At 61.8% G+C, this 18,981-nt stretch carries 21 protein-coding genes; 20 read left to right on the top strand and 1 reads right to left on the bottom strand.

Going from position 1 to position 18,981, the window contains the following annotated elements; genetic code table 11:
- Position 1: 1 nt before the first annotated feature.
- Positions 2–1,312 carry a deoxyribose-phosphate aldolase gene (deoC, locus tag ASH01S_RS02570; protein WP_281178179.1) on the top strand — a complete coding sequence of 437 codons (1,311 nt, stop codon included), beginning with the start codon at positions 2–4 and terminating at the stop codon, positions 1,310–1,312.
- Here deoC and ASH01S_RS02565 read toward each other — a convergent pair.
- Positions 1,286–2,221 carry a Na/Pi cotransporter family protein gene (locus ASH01S_RS02565; protein WP_067922975.1) on the bottom strand — a complete coding sequence of 312 codons (936 nt, stop codon included), beginning with the start codon at positions 2,219–2,221 and terminating at the stop codon, positions 1,286–1,288. The two genes, deoC and ASH01S_RS02565, sit on opposite strands and share 27 nt — an antisense overlap.
- Positions 2,222–2,365: 144 nt before the next feature.
- On the opposite strand from ASH01S_RS02565, the gene rpsU reads away from it, so the two are divergent.
- The 19 genes from rpsU to ASH01S_RS02475 all read left to right on the top strand — a co-directional run bounded on the left by rpsU (position 2,366) and on the right by ASH01S_RS02475 (position 18,948).
- On the top strand, positions 2,366–2,545 hold the full coding sequence (gene rpsU, locus ASH01S_RS02560; RefSeq protein WP_026960926.1) for a 30S ribosomal protein S21: 180 nt from the start codon (positions 2,366–2,368) through the stop codon (positions 2,543–2,545).
- A 42-nt stretch (positions 2,546–2,587) separates the two neighbouring features.
- Positions 2,588–3,031 (top strand): GatB/YqeY domain-containing protein, encoded by a 444-nt coding sequence (locus ASH01S_RS02555; protein WP_067922972.1) that lies wholly within the window; start codon positions 2,588–2,590, stop codon positions 3,029–3,031.
- Positions 3,032–3,287: 256 nt separating this feature from the next.
- Complete coding sequence (locus ASH01S_RS02550; protein WP_067922969.1) at positions 3,288–3,584, top strand: YabP/YqfC family sporulation protein; 297 nt, start codon at positions 3,288–3,290, stop codon at positions 3,582–3,584.
- Positions 3,581–4,792: a sporulation protein YqfD gene (gene yqfD / locus ASH01S_RS02545; RefSeq protein WP_067922967.1), complete on the top strand. Its 1,212-nt coding sequence runs from the start codon at positions 3,581–3,583 to the stop codon at positions 4,790–4,792. Before ASH01S_RS02550 ends, yqfD begins: the two co-directional genes overlap by 4 nt.
- Positions 4,793–4,896: 104 nt before the next feature.
- Positions 4,897–5,847 carry a PhoH family protein gene (locus ASH01S_RS02540; protein ID WP_067923230.1) on the top strand — a complete coding sequence of 317 codons (951 nt, stop codon included), beginning with the start codon at positions 4,897–4,899 and terminating at the stop codon, positions 5,845–5,847.
- A gap of 38 nt (positions 5,848–5,885) precedes the next feature.
- A complete protein-coding gene (locus tag ASH01S_RS02535; RefSeq protein ID WP_067922965.1) occupies positions 5,886–8,006 on the top strand; it encodes an HD family phosphohydrolase in 2,121 nt (706 codons plus the stop codon).
- A 41-nt stretch (positions 8,007–8,047) separates the two neighbouring features.
- Positions 8,048–8,485 carry an rRNA maturation RNase YbeY gene (gene ybeY / locus ASH01S_RS02530; RefSeq protein ID WP_067923227.1) on the top strand — a complete coding sequence of 146 codons (438 nt, stop codon included), beginning with the start codon at positions 8,048–8,050 and terminating at the stop codon, positions 8,483–8,485.
- Positions 8,472–8,996, top strand: a complete 525-nt coding sequence (locus tag ASH01S_RS02525) for a diacylglycerol kinase family protein (protein ID WP_067922962.1) — start codon at positions 8,472–8,474, stop codon at positions 8,994–8,996. The genes ybeY and ASH01S_RS02525 overlap by 14 nt, the downstream gene beginning before the upstream one ends.
- Positions 8,986–9,894: a GTPase Era gene (gene era, locus ASH01S_RS02520; RefSeq protein ID WP_067922960.1), complete on the top strand. Its 909-nt coding sequence runs from the start codon at positions 8,986–8,988 to the stop codon at positions 9,892–9,894. The genes ASH01S_RS02525 and era overlap by 11 nt, the downstream gene beginning before the upstream one ends.
- 159 nt (positions 9,895–10,053) lie before the next feature.
- Positions 10,054–10,209: a YqzL family protein gene (locus tag ASH01S_RS18290; protein WP_157066952.1), complete on the top strand. Its 156-nt coding sequence runs from the start codon at positions 10,054–10,056 to the stop codon at positions 10,207–10,209.
- Positions 10,210–10,240: 31 nt separating this feature from the next.
- Entirely contained in the window at positions 10,241–11,014 is a 774-nt protein-coding gene (gene recO / locus ASH01S_RS02515; protein WP_067922955.1) for a DNA repair protein RecO, read from the top strand.
- A 102-nt stretch (positions 11,015–11,116) separates the two neighbouring features.
- The gene (ccpN, locus tag ASH01S_RS02510) at positions 11,117–11,779 is read left to right on the top strand and encodes a transcriptional regulator CcpN (RefSeq protein WP_157066951.1); all 663 of its coding nucleotides are present in this window, start codon (positions 11,117–11,119) and stop codon (positions 11,777–11,779) included.
- 32 nt (positions 11,780–11,811) lie between these two features.
- Positions 11,812–12,636 carry a pyruvate, water dikinase regulatory protein gene (locus ASH01S_RS02505; protein ID WP_174520714.1) on the top strand — a complete coding sequence of 275 codons (825 nt, stop codon included), beginning with the start codon at positions 11,812–11,814 and terminating at the stop codon, positions 12,634–12,636.
- A gap of 324 nt (positions 12,637–12,960) precedes the next feature.
- Positions 12,961–14,778: a DNA primase gene (gene dnaG, locus ASH01S_RS02500; RefSeq protein ID WP_067922950.1), complete on the top strand. Its 1,818-nt coding sequence runs from the start codon at positions 12,961–12,963 to the stop codon at positions 14,776–14,778.
- 31 nt (positions 14,779–14,809) lie between these two features.
- Positions 14,810–15,985: an RNA polymerase sigma factor RpoD gene (gene rpoD / locus ASH01S_RS02495; protein WP_067922947.1), complete on the top strand. Its 1,176-nt coding sequence runs from the start codon at positions 14,810–14,812 to the stop codon at positions 15,983–15,985.
- 148 nt (positions 15,986–16,133) lie between these two features.
- Positions 16,134–16,754, top strand: a complete 621-nt coding sequence (locus ASH01S_RS02490; protein ID WP_245628903.1) for a YdcF family protein — start codon at positions 16,134–16,136, stop codon at positions 16,752–16,754.
- A 29-nt stretch (positions 16,755–16,783) separates the two neighbouring features.
- Positions 16,784–17,533, top strand: coding sequence for a tRNA (adenine(22)-N(1))-methyltransferase (locus tag ASH01S_RS02485; RefSeq protein ID WP_067922945.1), 750 nt, complete (start codon positions 16,784–16,786; stop codon positions 17,531–17,533).
- On the top strand, positions 17,530–18,642 hold the full coding sequence (locus tag ASH01S_RS02480; protein WP_067922943.1) for a Nif3-like dinuclear metal center hexameric protein: 1,113 nt from the start codon (positions 17,530–17,532) through the stop codon (positions 18,640–18,642). The genes ASH01S_RS02485 and ASH01S_RS02480 overlap by 4 nt, the downstream gene beginning before the upstream one ends.
- Before the next feature lie 120 nt (positions 18,643–18,762).
- Positions 18,763–18,948 carry a heavy-metal-associated domain-containing protein gene (locus ASH01S_RS02475; RefSeq protein WP_067922937.1) on the top strand — a complete coding sequence of 62 codons (186 nt, stop codon included), beginning with the start codon at positions 18,763–18,765 and terminating at the stop codon, positions 18,946–18,948.
- Positions 18,949–18,981 lie beyond the last annotated feature (33 nt).

Genomic DNA, 18,981 nt, shown 5'->3' with positions numbered 1-18,981 from the left:
GATGACAACGGGCATGGCGATAGAGCGTGCGGCAGGCGGATTGGTGGTCCGCCAGGGAGCGAGCGGCCGCGAGGTGCTGATGATTGACGACGCCTACGGGCACATTTCGTTTCCCAAGGGCCATGTGGAGCTGGGGGAAACCTGGGAGGAGGCGGCGGTTCGCGAAATTTCTGAAGAGACCGGCATTCGAGCGCGGATTCTCGCGCCTCTGGGGCGGGTTGAGTACCCCATTTCCCGCGACGGCCAACAGGTGCGCAAACAGGTGCGCCTGTTTCTGCTGCAACCGGATGATGCGTCCGCTCATCCGCTTCCCCAGGAAGAAGAGGTGCGGGGCGCCCGCTACCTCGCGTGGGAGGCGGCGGTGCACGAGCATGCCGAGCGCGGGTACGCGAATTGGAACTGGGTGTTTGCCAAGGCGGCGGTGATCTGGGCGTGGCTGACGGAGGGCCACGAACAAACCTGGCGAGAGCTGTCGGCCTCCGTCGACGAACGGCGGTTGGCCGAGCTGTGGGCGCAGGTTCAGGGTTGGGTGGACCAGCTATTGACAGTCAGCCGCAAAGAACTGGAGGCCACCGTGGAGTGGGCGGGTGAGTTGCCGGATCCCGTTTTCCTGCAGCTGCCTCTGCCCGGATTCGGCCCCGAGGCCGGCGAACGTATCCGCGCCGCACTGGAGCATACCTTGCTGCGCCCGGAGGCGGGGGTACTGGATATCGAGCGGGTGGTCGACGAAGCCCGCCGGCTGGCATGCCGCACCGTGTGCGTTCACCCGCAGCACGTGGCGCTGGCGGCCAGACGTGTCGCCGGCACCGGCATAAAAGTATGCACTGTGGTCGGTTTCCCGCTCGGCGCGGAGGACGCGGGAGCATTGGCGGACGAGGCGCACCGGGTGGCCGCGGCCGGCGCGGACGAGATCGACATGGTGATTCCGATTGGGTCCATGTGCGAGGACGACGTGTGGACGGTTTACGAGCATGTGCGGGCGGTGGTAGAGGCCGCCCGCGAACACGCGGGAGTGCGGGTCAAGACCATCCTAGAGACCCATTACCTGACGATTGACCAGATGGTGAAGGCCGGGTACGCTGCGCTGGCGGCCGGATCGGACTTTCTCAAGACGTCCACCGGGTTTGCGCCCCGGGGTGCGCAGCTGGCCGATGTGGCGCTGCTGGCCCGAATGACCGGCCTGGAAGCCGCGGGCGGCCACGGCGTCAAGGCGGCCGGCGGCATCCGTACGCCCCAGCAGGCTCAGGCGTTTCTGCGCATGGGCGCCAGCCGCCTGGGGGCCAGTTCAGGTCCGGCTTTGCTCGGGGAGTAGCCGCTCCACCAGCCGCGCGAACGATCCAATGGCCGGCCACACGGCCAACGTACAGATGATGTTGAAGATGGAGTGGGCGTCGGCGATTTGCTGCTTGGGATGCGGGCTCAGCCACGTCATCCACTCGCTGTACGGGGCGATGAACGGGAGGAACAGGAGCACGCCGGCGGCGTTCAGCAGGACGTGCGCCAAGGCGACCTGCCCGGCCGCCCGTGGTTGGCCAATGGCGGCGATGACCGAGGTGAAGCAGGTGCCGACATTGGCGCCGAGCACCATGGCGATGCCGCTAACCAGCGGGACAGCGCCGTTTTCCACGAGGGCCATGGTGACCACGGTGGTGGCGGTGCTGGACTGCACGACGGCGCTGGCCAGGCATCCTACCGCCATCGCCCAGATAGGGTTGCGGCCGGCCGCGGCCAGGTTGTCGGCAAACCACTGGGTTGTCGTGAGTGGATGCAAAGCCCGCGTCAAGGACTGCAGGGCGATGAAGATGCAGGCAAAACCCAACAAAGCCATGCCGGGTGGATGCAGCCGCGGACGCCGGAGAGCCAGCAGCACCAGACCGACAACCAAGCAGGGCACGGCCAACCGCCACAGGTCCAGCGTCAGGATGAGCGGCGTGATGGTGGACCCGACATTGGCGCCGAGCACGATGCCGAGGGCGTCGCGGAAGCTGAGGCTGGCGGCGGCCACCAATCCGACGGTGACGGCGGTGACGGCCGCGCTGCTCTGGACCAGGGCGGTGACCACGGCCCCGGTGAGAATGCCGCGCGTTGGTGTGCGCGCGAGTTTGTGCAAGAGAGCGGGGAGACGGCCTTCGGCCATCGCCTCCAGGCCGCTGCGCATCAGGCGCAGGCCTCCGAGAAAGACGACCAGCGACGCGACGGCCGCCAGCGCCGCAATCCACATGGACAACACCCCCCGTCTACTTGTATGGGGACAGGCGGATTTTCATGACGCGCCTCTGCGAACGGGCGGTTTGACACTGGTTTTTTCGCTGTACTATAATTAGCGCTGATTCTCGATTTGAAAGTGTCGGAGGGAGGGATAGAGATGTCGGAAATCAAACTCCGCAAAAACGAGTCCATCGACAGTGCACTCCGGCGCTTCAAAAAGGCGACAGCCAGGGACGGTGTGCTCGCCGAGATCCGCAAGCGGAAACACTATGAAAAGCCCAGCGTAGCGCGCAAGAAGAAGTCGGAAGCCGCCCGTAAGAAGCGGCGTTCCTACTGATCCTGAGTGGACAGACACGGCCATGGATAGGGAGGCTCTGCGATGAGCTTGGCGGAACGGTTGTCAGACGACCTCAAGCAAGCGATGAAGAGTCACGACAAACTGCGGACATCGGTGATTCGCATGGTTCGCTCGGCTCTCAAGAACCGGGAGATTGAGAGCGGCAAGGCGCCGACGGACGAGGATGTCGTGGCGGTGCTGCAAAAAGAGCTCAAGCAGCGCAAGGATTCGTTGGCGTCGTTCGTCTCGGCGGGGCGGGCGGATCTGGCGGAGCAAGCCGAAGCGGAAATCGCGATTTTGTCCGAGTATCTGCCCCAGCCGCTCGACGACGCGCAGTTGCGGGAGCTGGCAGCCAACGTGATTGCGGAGGTCGGGGCTACCAGCCGAGCGGACATGGGCAAGGTGATGAGCCAGCTGATGCCGCAGATCCGTGGCCGCGCCGACGGTCAAGTGGCGCAACGGATTGTGCAAGAGTTGCTTGGGTGACCAGCCGCCTGGTCCGCTTGCTCGGATTGCGGGGATGGACGAATCCCTCCCTTTCATCATAAATAATTGCACGGTAAAACTGTGTTGGACAAGTTGAGGGCTCGCCATGATGGCGGGTCTTTTTTTGTGTCGAGCGGCGGAGACAGCTTGACTGGCATAGCTTGACCCAGCCGTTCATACGGATTAGAGAGTGTGGAACGTTTGGACCCGTTGCGGCGGCCGCGTTCAGTCCCATCCACGGACGAGGGGGATGCGCATGCGAAAGTTGCGGAAAGCGTGGAAGCGTAGGGCCTCAGAATGGTTGTCTCTGCCCCCCGCCACGGTGGCTGGCGTTGCACGGGTCCTGATTGTGGCGGATGAACAGGTGGTGATGGAGAACATCGTCGGCCTGGAGCGGGTGGACGAGTCGGAGATCGTCGTGGACATCGGGAGGGCTCATGTGCGGCTGGCCGGCGAGGGATTTGAGGTGACGCTCGCCGTCTCCGGTGAAATCCACGTGCGGGGACGCGTCCACCACATCGAGTTTATCCGCCGCCGGGGGAATGAGCGATGAACCTGACACACTTGGAGCAGTGGTGGTTTGGGTCCCTGTACATGGAGCTGCGGGGCGCGGCGGTGCCGGACGTGATTGTCGAACTGCAGCGCCGAGGTATACCCATGCGGCACGTGCGTCTCGGCCAGGGGCGGGCGACCCTGCTGGCCGGCGTGCGCGACTTCCCCGCAGTCTATCGGGTGTGCCGTGCCAGACGGGTAAAGATCCGCTTTATCGAACGTTCCGGATTACCGTTCACGTTGCGCCGGGTACGCCGCCGCAAGGCGTTTGTCGCCGGGATGTTGCTGTTCTTGCTGTTGGTATACGCGCAGAGCCAGTTGATCTGGCGCGTGAATATAGACGGGGTATCGGAAGAGAGCGAGGCGTCCCTGCGCCAGGCCGCCGCCGAAGCGGGGCTCTACGTCGGGGCGTGGAAGGGCCAAGTCCGCGACCTGGATCGGCTGCAGGCGGATATTCAGAAGCGCGCGCCCAATCTGACCTGGGTGGGGGTCAACATTCAGGGGACGGTGGCGCGCGTCGAAGCTGTCGAAAAGGTGCCCGATGTGCCGGAAAAACCCCAGCAGCCTCACAACATCGTCGCCGCGAAACCGGCGACCATCCGCCGTGTGTTTGCCACCCGGGGCAAGTCCGTGGTGCGCCCCGGGCAGGTCGTGCAGCCGGGACAATTGCTCATCTCCGGACTGCTCGGAGACGGCAAGGAGGTGCCGGCCGACGGCGAGGTCTGGGCAGAGGTATGGTACACTTCCCAGGTGTCGCTGCCGCTCCAGGTGAGACAGAGCGGGTTGACTGGACAGGAGGTCCAGCGGCAGTACTTACTCTTGGGTCCATGGGCCATCCGTGTCTGGGGTTGGCAGGAGCCAAGGTACAAGGCCTCCATCGAACGTGATCACGACACGGATTGGCGGTTGGGGAAGTGGCGGCTGCCGCTGCAACTGCGCACGGCGACCGTGTACGAAGCGCAGCCGTACGCTGTCCGCCATTCTGTGACCGCGGCGGAGAAGCGGGCGTTGACGCTGGCTGCGGCGGACGTAAAGCGGCAGATGGGCGGCGACGGCGTCATCCTTGAGCAAAAGGTTTTACAGCGCAAAGTGTCGCGTGGTAAGCTATACGAAAAAGTTTTTACTCGGGTGGAGGAGGACATCGCTGTGGCTGCACCGGCTCCCCCCTCTCCCGAGAAGAAGGCGGCGCCGCACGCGGGATCCGCGTGAGCGACGGGTGTGATACGCCGCCGGCTCATTATAAAGGAGCTGGTAGTTGGTTGACCGGGGAACAGACCTGTCGGAAATGGGTTTTTGCAAACAACGAAGAAGCCATGCACACCTTGGGTCCGGGCGACCTGCTGCTCAGCTTGCTTGACGAGGCGTATGCGGCGAAGGTCGTCATCCGTGGCACCGAGGTTTCTTTTATGGGCCAAGAGGCCGAAGTCGACCAGATGATTGAAATTGTGCGGACCATTTCCTATTTGACGCAACTGGGTGCGCAGTTGTCCGAGAGCGATTATCGCTACGCCATCGAGCTGGCGCAGAACGGGGAACTCAAGGAACTGGTGACCCTGTTCACTTCGGAGGTGGCGACCACCCACCGCGGCAAAGTGGTGCGCGCCCGGACCTTGGGCCAGCGCCGCTACGTGGAGGCGATTCAAAGCCATGACATCGTGTTCGGTATCGGTCCCGCGGGCACGGGCAAGACTTATCTGGCAGTGGCCATGGGGGTGATGGCGCTCAAGCGCGGCGATGTCAAGCGAATCGTGCTCACCCGGCCGGCGGTGGAAGCGGGCGAGCGGCTCGGGTTTTTGCCCGGGGACCTGCAGGAGAAGGTAGATCCCTATCTGCGCCCATTGTACGACGGGCTGTACGATGTGTATGGCTCCGAGCAGGTGGCCCGCGCCATGGAGCGCGGCACCATCGAGGTGGCTCCGCTGGCCTATATGCGTGGGCGCACTTTGGATGATTCATTCGTCATTCTGGACGAAGCGCAAAACACTACCTCGGAGCAGATGAAGATGTTCTTGACACGCTTGGGTTTCGGCTCGAAGATGGTAATCACGGGGGACGTGACCCAGGTGGACCTGCCGCCCGGCCGGCTGTCCGGCTTGATAGAGGCATCTCGCATTCTCAAGTCCATCCCGGAGATTGCGTTCCATTATTTCTCGACGCATGATGTGGTTCGGCACCATGTGGTGCAAAAGATTATCGACGCTTACGACCAGATGGCGCCGTTGCAAGCCGACGAGGTCCAGGCGCACAGAGGGCTGTTGGCATAGCCTTTTTAGGGTACGAGAAGGGTTGAGGGGTTGCGCGGATGATGTTTCGGAGATGGTGGCAGGCCGTACGCCGGTACTTGGAGGACGATGCGTTTCGCGCCAACCGGCGCGTCCGCATCGCCATTTACGTGCTGCTGGGCGTGGCCATGTATCTTATATTGCTCGAAAGCATTCTACCAGTGCGGTATCAGTTCTCTGTGGGTGATATCAGCCCCGCGACGATTCGCGCGCCCATTACCGCGGTCGATACGCAGGCCACCGAAGCCGCACGCAAGGCGGCGATGGCGAAGGTCCCCAAGCAGTACGAGATGTCCTCGCAGGTGGAGACTGAGGCCCTGAAAAGCGTGGACAAGTTGTTGACCACCGCCGCCCAGACGGTGGCGAACAAGTCGCTGTCGGGTGAGGAGAAGTTGCAGGCGGTGCAGCAGGTGGCACCGGCCAAGGTTTCGGCAGACACCATCAAGTCGCTGATGGGTATGACACCGCGGCAGATACATGACATCCAGACGGTTTCGGACAGCATCGTCAAAGACCTGTTGGGTGCCCCCTTCAATCAGCAATCGGCCCAGCAGGGCCGGTTGTTGGTGGACAGCAAGCTGCTCAACTATGACTTGGACCGCAATGCGCGCGCCGTCGTCCAGGACGTGGTCGTCAGCGTTCTGCGGCCCAATATGGTCTATCAGCGGGCGAAAACCGAGGAAGCGCGCCAGGCGGCAGCCAATTCGGTTTCGGACATCCTCATACATCAAGGGGACGTCATCGTTTCCAAGAACGGCGTGGTGACCGCCAGTGTTCTCAGCAAGCTGCGCGACGTGGGTCTGTACAGCACGCGGCCCAACTATGGGATGTCGTTTGGTTTTGCCTTGATGGTTGCCGTGTCCGTGGGCCTGTTGGCCGTCTACGTGGAGCGCCGCTCCCCCCGCCGGCGTCTGGACAACCTGATGCTGATGGTGACCAGCCTGGTGCTGGTGCTGATGGCCATTCTGGTTGCCGTGACCAAAGCCATCATTAACGCTGGCGGTCCCGCTTCCACGGCTTATCTGACGCCAGTCTCGCTGGGCGCCATGCTGTTGGCCGTGCTCGTCGACTCTTCGCTGGCCGTGGTGGGCAGCTTCTATGTCTCGCTGTTTTTCGGTGCGGCGCTCGGGTTTGACTATTGGTACACCTTTATCGGCATCGTCTGTTCTCTGGTCGGCGCCTATGGAGTAGCCAAGGTGACGTCGCGCGGCACCTTCATGCGGGCCGGTTTTTTCGTCGCGGGTATTGGCGTGCTCGCGGTCAGCACCCGGCACCTGTTGCAGACGGATCACTCTCTGAGTTGGCAGACGTTTCTGCTGCACGTCGGGTTGATCGCCTTAAACGGGGTGGTCAGCGCCGTGTTGACCATGGGCGTATTGCCGTTTTTCGAGAGCGCCTTCGGGTTGTTGACCGCCATTCACCTGTTGGAATTGTCCAATCCCAACAACCCGTTGCTCAAGAAGGTGCTGATGGAAGCGCCCGGCACGTATCATCACAGCCTGATTGTCGGCAACCTGGCCGAGGCGGCGGCGGAAATCGTCGGGGCCGATCCGCTCATTTGCCGTGTGGGGGCTTACTATCATGATGTCGGCAAAACCCGTCGGCCCTTGTTTTTTGTGGAAAACCAAATGACGGGGGAGAATCCGCACGACAAAATCGCGCCCAGCCTCAGTCACCTCATTATCACCTCCCACGTCAGCGACGGTCTGGCGATGTTGGAAGAGGCCGGGCTGCCCAAGCCGATTCGCGACATCTGCGCTACCCATCACGGGACGACCATTCTCTGGTACTTCTACAACAAGGCGCGGGAACAGGATAAGAACGGAACGGTGCAGGTGGACGACTTTCGTTATCCTGGTCCGAAGCCGAAAACCCGCGAGTGCGCGATTGTGATGATTTGTGATGCCGTCGAAGCCGCCGTGCGCAGCATGGCCAAACCCACCCCCAATCGGGTGGAGGGCGTGATCCGCAAGATCATTCGCGACCGGCTGCAAGACGGGCAATTGGACGAATGCGATTTGACCTTGCAAGATCTGGATGCTATGGTGGGGGCGTTTATGAAGACTTTGAAAGGCATTTACCACTCCCGAATTGAATACCCAGACCCGGATAAAATCCGCAAGGAGGTCGCGAAGGGGTGAGCCAGCAAGGACTCGTTGTGGACCTTGATGTGCGGGTGGACATGGCCGGCATCGAAGGTGTAGATGAGGGCTTTGTCAATCGCGTTCTGCAGGCGGCGTCCCAGCGCGTTGGCGTGTCCGGCGAGGTTTCCGTCTCCCTGGTGGGCGAGGACGAGATTCACCAGCTGAATCGGGATTACCGGGGAGTGGACAGGCCGACCGATGTCCTGTCATTCGCCCTCGGGGAAGGAGAAGACATGCCCGTACCGCCCGGAGAGCCTGTGCCGCTTGGGGACATTGTGGTGAGTGTGCCGGCGGCCGTACGCCAGGCGGCCGAGTACGGGCACAGCCTGCATCGGGAGATGGCGTTTCTGCTGGTTCACGGATTTTTGCATCTGAGCGGCTATGACCACCACGACGAGGCCAGTGAGCGGGAGATGTTCGGCTTGCAGGAAGCGGTGTTGGCAGGGTTGGGGTTGACCCGGGATGAAACGCGCTGAGCCTGCGGAGACTGGCAAGAGGGGTGCCCATCACCGAAATATTCCCCTGGCCCATTCGTTCGCGTATGCGATTGCCGGCATCCTGGCGGGGATTCGCAGCGAGCGCAACATGCGGCTGCACGTCTTGGCAGCGACCCTGGTGCTGGTTGGGGAGTTGATTGTGCGCCCGTCGTTGGGTCAGGCCGCCCTGCTTCTGCTGTGCATCTTTCTGGTCATGGCGGCGGAACTCCTCAACACAGCCGTGGAATGCGTGTGCGACCTGGTCTCCGGGGGCAGGTTTAATGCGTTGGCCCGGATGGCCAAGGATTGCGCGGCGGGAGCGGTGCTCCTGTTGGCGGTGGCCGCGGTGGGGGTGGCGGTGTGCGTCGGTATCAGCCTGTATCCATGGCATTGGCGCCTGTTCAGCCATCACGGCTGGGCGGCGGCGGTTCTCAACGCCACGGTGCTGGCGGCCCTCTGGACAACCGCTGCGGTGGCGCTTGCTGGAAGGAGGAGTGACGATGGGGGATAACCAGCGCCCGTTCAAATCCGGTTTTGCCGCGTTGATAGGGCGGCCCAATGTGGGGAAGTCCACCCTGATGAACGCCATGGTGGGACAAAAGGTGGCCATCATGTCCAACCGGCCGCAGACCACGCGCAATCGCATCCGCGGCATTTTGACCACCGACGACGCGCAGGTGATTTTCATCGATACCCCAGGTATTCACCAACCCCGTCATCGCCTCGGCGAGTTCATGGTGGAGGCGGCGGTGGGAACCTTGCGCGAGGTGGACCTGATTCTGTTGGTCTGTGATGCCACGGCGCCGAGTCATCCGGGGGACGGGCATGTGGTGGAACGGCTGCAGGGGATTCAAACGCCGGTTTTTTTGGTCATCAACAAAGTGGACGCCGTGCCCAAACCCGACGTTTTGGAGATGATGGCCGCATACAAGGACCGGTTTGCGTTTGCGGAGATTGTCCCGGTTTCGGCCCGCGACGGGACGCAGGTGGACACATTGACGAGCCTGGTGACAGCTCGGTTGCCGGAGGGCCCCAAGTACTACCCAGACGACATGGTCACGGATAACCCGGAGCAGTTCATCATGGCGGAACTGATTCGGGAGAAAGTGCTGCGCCTGACGCGGGAAGAGGTGCCGCACTCGGTGATGGTGGATGTTGAACACCTTGAGCGCCGCGAGGGGAGCGGGGTGTTGTACATCTATGCGGTCATTTATTGCGAGCGAGACAGTCAGAAAGGCATTCTCATCGGCCGACGTGGACAGATGCTGCGCGAGGTTGGCGCGTTGGCCCGTCAAGAGATGGAATCGTTGTTTGGCACCCGTGTGTTCTTGGAAATGCGGGTGAAGGTGCGCAGAGATTGGCGAAACGAGCCGAGCCTGCTGCGCCGATGGGGATTCGAGCAGCAGTAGCTATCGATGAGCAATAGCGAGGAAGGCGCATGACCAATCCGGCAAACCCTTGTCCCGCCTGTATTCATGGCAAATTCATCCCGTATACCGACGGGTACCGGCGGAAAGCTACAATTGGCAGGCACAGTGCCACGCAGCACGTCACAGGGGGATGATTGCGTGCGGGACTTTTCTTGGCGCTACTTCATGATGACCGGGGACATAGAAGCTTACCTGCTGTTCAAAGAACAGCAGGCGTTGCAGGCGGAAGACGATGCGGCAGACGGACGCGCGACAGTCGCCGATGCGGCCGACGTCTACGTGACCCAGTCATAGCCGATGCGGCCGGAGAATCGAGGTCTTCAGGTTGGTCTTCAACACCGATGCCATTGTGATTCGCACAACCGCATACGGAGAGAATCATGTGATTGTTACGCTCCTGACGCCCTCGGGTAAGCTGGCCGTCATGGCTCGGGGCGGCAAGCGGCCCCAAAGTCGCTTTGTCAGCGCCATCCAACTGGGGGTGGAAGGCGTCTATTCGATTCGCCGCGGCAAGGGAATGGGAACACTGCTGCAAGCCGAGGTGACTCATTCCCGCCGCAGGCTGCGGGAGCACCTGGAACTGGCGGCATATGCCGCCTATTTTTCGGAGCAGTGCACACGCATCGCAGAAGACGCACCGGATGGCAGCGAGGCCTTGTATCGACTCTTGCAGGGGGCGCTGGAGCGGCTGGTTCAGCACCCTGACGAGGCTTCGCTGACCTCCTTGGCATGGGAGGCCAAGGTCGTGCGCTGGTTGGGGGTCGGCCCGCCGTGGATCGCGTGTGTGTTGTGCGGCCAGAGCCTCATCGGCGGCGAGACCCCGGCTCCCCGTGAGATTGCCTACAGTGGCGCCCACGGCGGTCTGCTATGCTCTACCTGCGCGCAAGCACAGGCAGAGCACCTTCAGCTGTTGTTTCTTCCCTCCTCGCTGGCGCGCGTTTTGGAGCAGTTTGCCACAGTACCGTGGCCGCGCATGGGGCGGATCAAGCTCTCCGCGGCTTCACAGAAGTCTTTGCGCACGCTATTGCGCCACCAACTCAGCGAGTATGCCGGATTGTCTGTCAAGTCTGCCCGTTTTCTCGACAGTCTCGATTTATAGACCATGTCTCCAGATGGGTGGGGAATGGTATGATATTGAGTACCATCCTAATGCTCCCGGTGGTCTGCGACGGACAGAGGAGGATGGGCACGCGGTTGCGGGGTGAGGACCATCGAGCTGACCAAGCGGCAACAGACGATTCTCGATATTGTCAAGCGGCATGGCCCGATAACCGGCGAACGGATCGCCGAAATGCTGTCGCTCACCAGGGCCACGCTCCGTCCGGACCTATCGATTCTGACCATGGCCGGATATCTGGACGCGCGCCCGCGCGTGGGCTATTTCTTCAGCGGGAAGAAAAACGCAGACCTGTTCGGCGACACTCTCCGGAAATTGAAGGTCAAGGATTACAAATCAGTGCCCACCGTGATTGATGAGACAGAATCGGTCTACAACGCCATTGTCACGATGTTCATGGAAGACGTGGGCACCCTCATCGTGGTACGGGATCGACAGCCTGTTGGCGTCATCTCGCGCAAGGATCTCTTGAAAGTGGCCGTCGGCGGCAGCAATATCAACGACATCCCGGTCAATCTCGCGATGACCCGCTGGGCACACGTCGTCACGGCCCATCCGGAAGACTCTCTCTACGATGCGGCGTTGCGCATGATTCAAAACGAGGTCGATTCACTGCCCGTGGTCCGGCCGCTGCCGCGCGCAGAGGGGCAGACGGACACCGGCGCGGAGGTGGAGTTGGTCGGGCGTGTCTCCAAGACTACGGTTACACGTGCCTTTGTCGAGTTGGGCGCCTATCGCGATGTTTGATGTGGGAATGGGGGGGCGACGCTTTGAGTCCGATGCAGCTGCCAATTATCTACATAGTTTCCGATTCGGTCGGAGAGACCGCCGAGTTCGTGGCCCGGGCGGCAGCCAGCCAGTTTGACGGTGGCAGCTTTGAATTGCGCCGGGTATCGCATGTCGACAGCGTGGACGTGATCGACGACACGGTGAAGAGCGCACAGGAGGAACAGGCTATCATCGCCTTCACCTTGGTCCTGCCGGAGCTACGCGAGCGTCTGTTACATCGGGCCGCAGAGCTGGGCGTACACGCCGTGGACATCATGGGACCGATGATAGATGCCTTTGAACAGGTGATGGGCACACCACCGCGGCGCAAGCCAGGATTGGTTCATCAACTGGATGAAGAGTATTTTCGCCGCGTGGAGGCCGTGGAGTTTGCGGTCAAGTACGATGATGGACGGGACCCGCGCGGCCTGGAGCGGGCGGACATTGTCTTAATCGGCGTATCGCGCACATCGAAGACGCCGCTGAGCATGTACCTGGCCCATCGCCGGATGCGCGTGGCCAACGTTCCTCTGGTTCCAGAGGTCCATCCGCCCGAGGAACTGTTTCAAATCCGCGACAAGGGCAAAGTGGTCGGGTTGACCATTCGCGCCGACAAACTGAATGCGATACGGCGAGAACGGCTGCGTTCCCTGGGCTTGACGCCGACGGCCAACTACGCGAGCCACGAGCGGATTGCCATGGAACTGGAATACGCGGAAGGGATTATGCGCCGCCTCGGTTGTTACGTCATTGATGTCAGCGACAAGGCGGTGGAGGAAACCGCGAGCCTCATCTTGGACTACGTCCACAGGCGGGAACAATACTCGCGCACATAAGCCGACGCCGCCGGCCATATGTTGAAATGGACGGGATGAGCCGCCACGCCCGTGGCAGAAGGATAAATTGTCCAGGGTCCGTCGATAATAGACAATGTTTGTGAAAAAACTCCGAAACGCCGCTTTTCGCCGCTCCCATCGAGCGTCAGCACGCAGAGGATTGGGATTCGACAAGCTGCGTCCCGTTTCGTAAACGAATTTTTATTGCAGGGAGGAAAAATCGCGGTTCCTGTAGAATACTTGTTTTGTAAGCCTGACACGAAACGGATGACGCTTCATGGTTTCCGCGTGCCTGGGGATGTTGAGCGGCGGGAAGGTGATGTGATGTCGCGTATTCCAGACTCGTTCGTCGAGGAAGTCAGGCGACGGGTGGATATTGTGGACGTCATCTCTGAACACGTTCAACTGCGGCGTTCGGGTCGGTCCTTCGTCGGGCTGTGTCCTTTTCATAACGAGCGGACGCCGTCGTTTTCCGTGTCCCCAGATCGGCAGTTGTATCACTGTTTTGGCTGCGGTGCCGGCGGAACCGTCATCCGCTTTGTGATGGATTTGGAGGGTCTGGATTTCCAGGAAGCCGTCGTCGCTTTAGCGCGCCGTGCGAATCTTCCGCTGCCCTTCGAACCCGATTCGTCCACAACGGTTTCATCTCACCGACGAAACCGACGGGAGGCGATGCAACAAGCCCACGAGTTGGCGGCGAAGCTTTACAACTACATTTTAATGAATACGTCGGCCGGTGTGCAAGCCCTCGCCTATCTGGAAGGCCGGAAAATTTCGCGCAAGACGGCGATGGAATTCCGTCTCGGCTTTGCTCCGGCGGATGGCAGCACTCTGTACGCTTTTTTGCGCCGGCGAGGGTTCGCGGACGACGTGTTGATCGACGCGGGTCTGGTTGTCCCTTTGGGGGGGCGCATCGTGGATCGGTTTCGCGGGCGCCTGATGATTCCGATTGAGGACGCGCAGGGGCGGGTCGTCGCCTTCGGCGGGCGGATTCTGGCGCCGGACGGCAAACCCAAGTATCTCAATTCGCCCGAGACGGAGATCTTCCACAAAGGGCGCCTGTTGTTCCGCTTGTATGCCGCCCGCAAGGCCATCCGCGAGGCGAATCAGGCGGTGCTGATGGAGGGCAATCTGGACGTGGTCTCGGCCTGGCAGGCGGGAGTTGAAAATGCGGTGGCCAGTCTGGGTACCTCGTTCACTCCGGAACAGGCGGCCCGTCTGAAGCGCATGACCAACCGCCTTGTGATCGCCTATGACGGCGACGAGGCTGGGCAGGCGGCGGCGGCGCGGGCCTTGGACATCGCGCAGGAGGCGGGGTTGGATGTGCGCATCGCCGTGTTCCCGAACGGGGCCGATCCGGACGAATACATCCGTGAGGCGGGAGCGTCGGCGTTCCGTCAGTTGCTGGAGCACGATGCCCTGTCGGCCACCGAGTTCCTGATTTCGCGTCTTCGTTCGGAAGCGGATTTGAGTCAGTTGGCGGGACGCACCGAATTCTTGCAAAAGGTCCTGCGGGTGCTGTGGGAGCGGGCGTCGCCGATTGAACGGGACAGTCAGCTGCGCATCCTGGCTCAGGAATTTCAGGTGTCGCGCGAAGCGCTCGCGGAGGAATTGGCAGCCATCGGCAGGAAAGTTCGCCGGACTCGGCGTGCTCTGCAGCGAGAGCCCAGACAGGTGGAGACGCCGCATCAGCCCTTGGAGCCCGGTCACGTGCTGGCGGGCCGTCGACTCCTGCAGGCGGCGTTGACGGACGAGCGGGCGCGCCAACAGCTGGCGGAGGAAGGCCTTGACGAATTGGCCACACCCGAGCAAACGGCCTTATTGGCATTCATTTATGCTTTTTTTGCCACACACAGCTCGGCCGATGTCCGTTCATTCCTGGATAACTTGCCGGACTCGGAGCTTGTTCGGTTCGCCAGTTCGCTGTTGGTCGAAGAGATTCCCGAGTACGATCCGTCCGAAATTGCCGGTTATGTGCATACGGTGCGGCTCAAAGCGTTGGAGACCGCTTGGCGGCAGGCCCTGACGGACAGTGGTCGCGCTCAGGTGCGCGGGGATGCGGATGCGGCTCAGACGTTGCGGCATCGGGCCGAGACGCTGCAGAAGGAGATTCAACGATTGAAACGGCCCCTTCTCGGTTGATGCGAGTGAGGGGGAAGGAGGCGGGGAGTCGATGAAGAAAGAGATACAGAGAGAAGCTGGCGATGAAAGCCGCGAAGACACCCTTCAGAATGCCAAGAATCAATTGATGGAGCTGGGTAAGGCCAAAGGATTCCTGACCTATGGCGAGATTACCAAGCGCCTGGCCGGACTCGAGCAGCAGGATCCAGACCAGCTGGACGAGTTGTTTGACCAGCTGTCCGAACTCGGGATTGAAGTCCGGGGCGACCACGACGAAGACGAAGAGGAAGAAGAGAATGACGGCTTCGATCTGGGGGCCCACGAAGACTCCGATGCAGATGCGGACGCGGAGGACGGAGAGCAGATTGACCTGGGCGACCTGACCATGCCACCCGGTGTCAAAATCAGCGATCCGGTGCGCATGTACCTGAAAGAGATTGGCCGTGTCCCCCTCCTGTCGGCGCAAGAGGAAATCGAATTGGCGAAGCGCATCGAGGAAGGCGACGAGGAGGCGAAACAGCGTCTGACTGAAGCCAACCTGCGGTTGGTGGTCAGCATTGCCAAGCGCTATGTGGGCCGCGGCATGCTGTTCCTCGACCTGATTCAGGAGGGGAATCTGGGTCTCATCAAGGCGGTCGAGAAGTTCGATTACCGCAAGGGATACAAGTTCAGCACATACGCCACCTGGTGGATCCGACAGGCCATCACACGGGCGATTGCAGATCAAGCGCGCACCATTCGCATCCCGGTGCATATGGTGGAGACCATCAATAAGCTGATCCGGGTTTCGCGCCAACTGCTCCAAGAACTCGGGCGGGAGCCGACCGCTGAGGAAATCGCCGCGGAGATGGACATGAGCCCGGAGAAGGTGCGGGAAATCCAAAAGATTGCCCAGGAGCCGGTCTCCCTGGAGACGCCCATCGGGGAGGAGGACGACTCCCATCTGGGCGACTTTATTCCCGACGACGAGGCGTTGGCTCCGGCGGACGCAGCGGCCTACGAACTGCTAAAGGAGCAGTTGGAGGACGTCTTGGATACGTTGACGGAGCGCGAAGAAAACGTGCTGCGCCTGCGGTTTGGACTGGATGATGGGCGGACGCGCACCCTCGAAGAGGTGGGAAAGGTGTTCGGCGTCACGCGCGAGCGGATTCGCCAGATTGAGGCGAAGGCCCTGCGCAAGCTGCGGCACCCAAGCCGCAGCAAACGTCTGAAGGATTTTTTGGAGTAACAGAGATAGAGAGCAAGGCTCTTGCGAGGTTGCGCTCCGGAGATTCGGGGCGCCTTTTATTTTCTGTGCAGGCGTGTAGTCTATTTGTGAGCGCGACGCCGTACATTGGTCTTGACAGGCCGTCCAGCTTGGAGGTGGCCGAGCGCATGTGGGGGGAGCGGTGGCCGTGCACTGGGCTGTCGTCATGGGAGCACTTTGCCTCGTCGCGGCCAGTGCGCTGGTGGCAGTGGGCGTCGTGGTCGCGGCAGACATTATTCGCCAGCGGGGGCGCGGGTTTCGGCCTCAGCCCGCCGCTGTCGCCATCGTGTTGGGCGCCTATACGCACGGCTACCGCCCCAGCCCCACGCTTCGGGCCCGCCTGCGGGCGGGACTGCACCTGTACCGGTGTGGCTATGTGCGGCGATTCATTGTCAGCGGCGGTCGCGGGCAGGATGAATCGGTGTCCGAGGCCAGTTCCATGAAGTGGTTCTTGGTGCTGAACGGCGTCCCGCCGGAGGCCATCATCGAGGAGCGACTGTCCACCGATACGTGGGAAAATCTGCGCAACAGCCGCCTGGTCATGGAGCGGCTGCGGCTACCGACGGCCGTGATTGTGACCAGCGACTATCACCTGCCGCGGGCGCTGGCCGTGGCCCGCCGTTTGAATATGGATGTGTCCGGCTATGCTGCTTGGTCGCCGCGGCGCGAACTGCGCTACGCGGTACGGGAGGTGTTTGCCTGGATAAAGTATTGGCGAGATGGCCAAGTCTCCCTGCTGCGGGTATCCTAAGAATAGCGTCGAGAAGAGGGGGGCGGCCAGTGCCGATTCGGTTATCCACGCGTTTGCAGCAGGTGGCCGATTGGGTCCCGGATCAAGCGCGGCTGGCGGACGTCGGAACCGACCACGCCCTATTGCCCATCTACTTGGCACAGACGGATCGCATATCGAGGGCGATTGCCACGGATGTCCGACCGGGTCCCGTCGCACGCGCCCGCCGCAACGTCGCGCTGCACGGTCTTTGCGGGCGCATTCAGGTGCGCCTGGGCTACGGCCTTGCGACCGTGGCCGCGGGCGAGATCGACACCGTCACACTGACCGGACTTGGTGGCATCTTGGCCGCAGAGATCCTGGAAAACGCGGCTGAAGTTCTCGCCAAGGTGCAGACCCTCATCGTTCAGCCGATGGGTGGGGCGGCCGCTCTGCGTCGGTACGCTTACCAAAATCACTGGTGGATAGGCAGGGAGACGGTGGTCCGCGACGGCGAGTATACATACATGGTGATACAGTTTTTTCCGGGTACTGGGATGGACGCAGCCTACGCTCCCTTTGCCGAGAGCGAGGCGGCGCTCGCGACCGCCTTCGAGTTTGGGCCGTACTTGCTGCGCCGGCCCACCCCAGCCTGGCAGGACCACGTGCAGGACAAGGTCAACCGCTGGCAGCGCGCCGCCGCGGGCATGGAGACGAGCGAGCGCGCGGAAGTGGGCCTGCGCCGCTTGCGGCTCTTGGAGCAGTGGCGATGGCTGGAGGATTGGCTGCAGGAGACGGAGAAAGGAGCCGGTGTGGAATGAGTGTCCGTTGTACAGCTGCCGACGTGGTGCGCGTGATGGAGTCTTGGGCCCCGCCCCGCCTCGCCCTGCAGGGCGATCCGGTCGGGCTCCAGCTTGGTCGTCTGGACAAGCCGGTCCGTACTGTCTGGTTGGCCCTGGATGCGTCGCTGCCCGTGATTCGGGAAGTGGCCGCCCAGGGTGCGGATATGCTGATCACCCATCATGAACTGTTTTACCGCCCGCTGCCGAGGCTGGATACCACCACCGTCAAAGGCAGGACGATAGCCGAAGCGTTGGCGCATGATATCACCATCTATGCCGCCCACACCAATTTGGACATCGCCGAGGGCGGCGTCAACGACGTGTTGGCGGACAAGCTCGGTCTTACCGACGTGGAAGTTTTGGATCGCCTGCACGAAGACAAATTGAAGAAGCTGGTGGTCTTCGTCCCCGCCAGCCACCATGAACAGGTCTTGCAAGCGGTCTGCGCGGCGGGGGCCGGGCACATCGGCAAGTACAGCCACTGCACCTTCAACACCCCGGGAGAAGGGACATTCTTGCCCTTGCCAGGCACTCATCCCTATCTCGGCCAGGTGGGGCAACTGGAACGAGCGGCCGAGGTTAGATTGGAAACGGTGGTTCCCGAATCGCGCGTCGAATCGGTGGTGCGGGCGATGCTGGACGCCCACCCCTACGAAGAGGTGGCGTACGATGTGTACCCGCTCGAGATCACGAACAAGGCCTACGGCATTGGCCGCATAGGCAACCTGGAGCAACCCGTGCCCCTGCGCACCTTCGCCGATTGCGTCCGGGAGGAGCTGGGCCTGGAGCACATCCGGTTTGGAGGCGATGGGGACAAGCTGGTGCAGCGGATCGCGGTGTTAGGCGGCTCCGGCGGAAGGTGGGCCGCCTCGGCCTTGGCCAAAGGGGCGGACGTTCTGGTGACCTCTGACTGCGATCACCACACAGTGGCCGACGCTGGGTTGGACGGGTTGGCCATCATCGACGCCACCCACGCAGCTCTCGAGCGCCCGGTGCTGGAGGCGGTGAGGAGGCAAATCCTAACTCACCTGCCCGAGCTGTCGGTCACGATTTCAGCGGTGCAGGAGGACCCCTTCACCTGGATTTAGATTGGGGGATTTGCGCGCCGGCCGCGTGGCGGCTTTCTTCGCGGCTTTATGGAATCTTCCCGGCCTGGGCATGCTACAAGCGCGAACTGCTTGTACAAACCTTCTAGGCCAGGTGATGACATGGATACGGTGACGATTCCCGTGCACGGCATGCGCATGCAGGCGATCACCCGTGCGTTGAAGCAGATCCGCGGTGTGCACGGCGTCGACATCGATTTGTCGGAAAACCTCGCTGTGGTCACCTACGACGAGGAATTGACCGATGCCGCCACGCTGCGGCAGGCCGTCCAGGAAACCGGCGGGTGACATATGCAAGCGGATCAGGAAAAACTGACCGCC

The sequence above is a fragment of the Alicyclobacillus shizuokensis NBRC 103103 genome (assembly GCF_001552255.1).
GTDB classification, from domain to species: Bacteria; Bacillota; Bacilli; order Alicyclobacillales; family Alicyclobacillaceae; genus Alicyclobacillus_G; species Alicyclobacillus_G shizuokensis.
The sequence above is the reverse complement of the archived record's forward strand: the minus strand, read 5'-3'. Positions and strand labels throughout refer to the sequence as shown.

Coding starts and splice junctions, on each gene's coding strand:
- ASH01S_RS02505 (WP_174520714.1), top strand. CDS start 11,812: ATGCAGCTGCCAATTATCTACATAGTTTCCGATTCGGTCGGAGAGACC.
- yqfD (WP_067922967.1), top strand. CDS start 3,581: ATGAACCTGACACACTTGGAGCAGTGGTGGTTTGGGTCCCTGTACATG.
- ASH01S_RS02565 (WP_067922975.1), bottom strand. CDS start 2,221: ATGTGGATTGCGGCGCTGGCGGCCGTCGCGTCGCTGGTCGTCTTTCTC.
- dnaG (WP_067922950.1), top strand. CDS start 12,961: ATGTCGCGTATTCCAGACTCGTTCGTCGAGGAAGTCAGGCGACGGGTG.
- era (WP_067922960.1), top strand. CDS start 8,986: ATGGGGGATAACCAGCGCCCGTTCAAATCCGGTTTTGCCGCGTTGATA.
- ASH01S_RS02535 (WP_067922965.1), top strand. CDS start 5,886: ATGATGTTTCGGAGATGGTGGCAGGCCGTACGCCGGTACTTGGAGGAC.
- deoC (WP_281178179.1), top strand. CDS start 2: ATGACAACGGGCATGGCGATAGAGCGTGCGGCAGGCGGATTGGTGGTC.
- ASH01S_RS02475 (WP_067922937.1), top strand. CDS start 18,763: ATGGATACGGTGACGATTCCCGTGCACGGCATGCGCATGCAGGCGATC.
- ASH01S_RS02540 (WP_067923230.1), top strand. CDS start 4,897: ATGCACACCTTGGGTCCGGGCGACCTGCTGCTCAGCTTGCTTGACGAG.
- ybeY (WP_067923227.1), top strand. CDS start 8,048: ATGGCCGGCATCGAAGGTGTAGATGAGGGCTTTGTCAATCGCGTTCTG.
- rpsU (WP_026960926.1), top strand. CDS start 2,366: ATGTCGGAAATCAAACTCCGCAAAAACGAGTCCATCGACAGTGCACTC.
- ASH01S_RS02550 (WP_067922969.1), top strand. CDS start 3,288: ATGCGAAAGTTGCGGAAAGCGTGGAAGCGTAGGGCCTCAGAATGGTTG.
- ASH01S_RS02480 (WP_067922943.1), top strand. CDS start 17,530: ATGAGTGTCCGTTGTACAGCTGCCGACGTGGTGCGCGTGATGGAGTCT.
- rpoD (WP_067922947.1), top strand. CDS start 14,810: ATGAAGAAAGAGATACAGAGAGAAGCTGGCGATGAAAGCCGCGAAGAC.
- ASH01S_RS02555 (WP_067922972.1), top strand. CDS start 2,588: ATGAGCTTGGCGGAACGGTTGTCAGACGACCTCAAGCAAGCGATGAAG.
- ASH01S_RS02525 (WP_067922962.1), top strand. CDS start 8,472: ATGAAACGCGCTGAGCCTGCGGAGACTGGCAAGAGGGGTGCCCATCAC.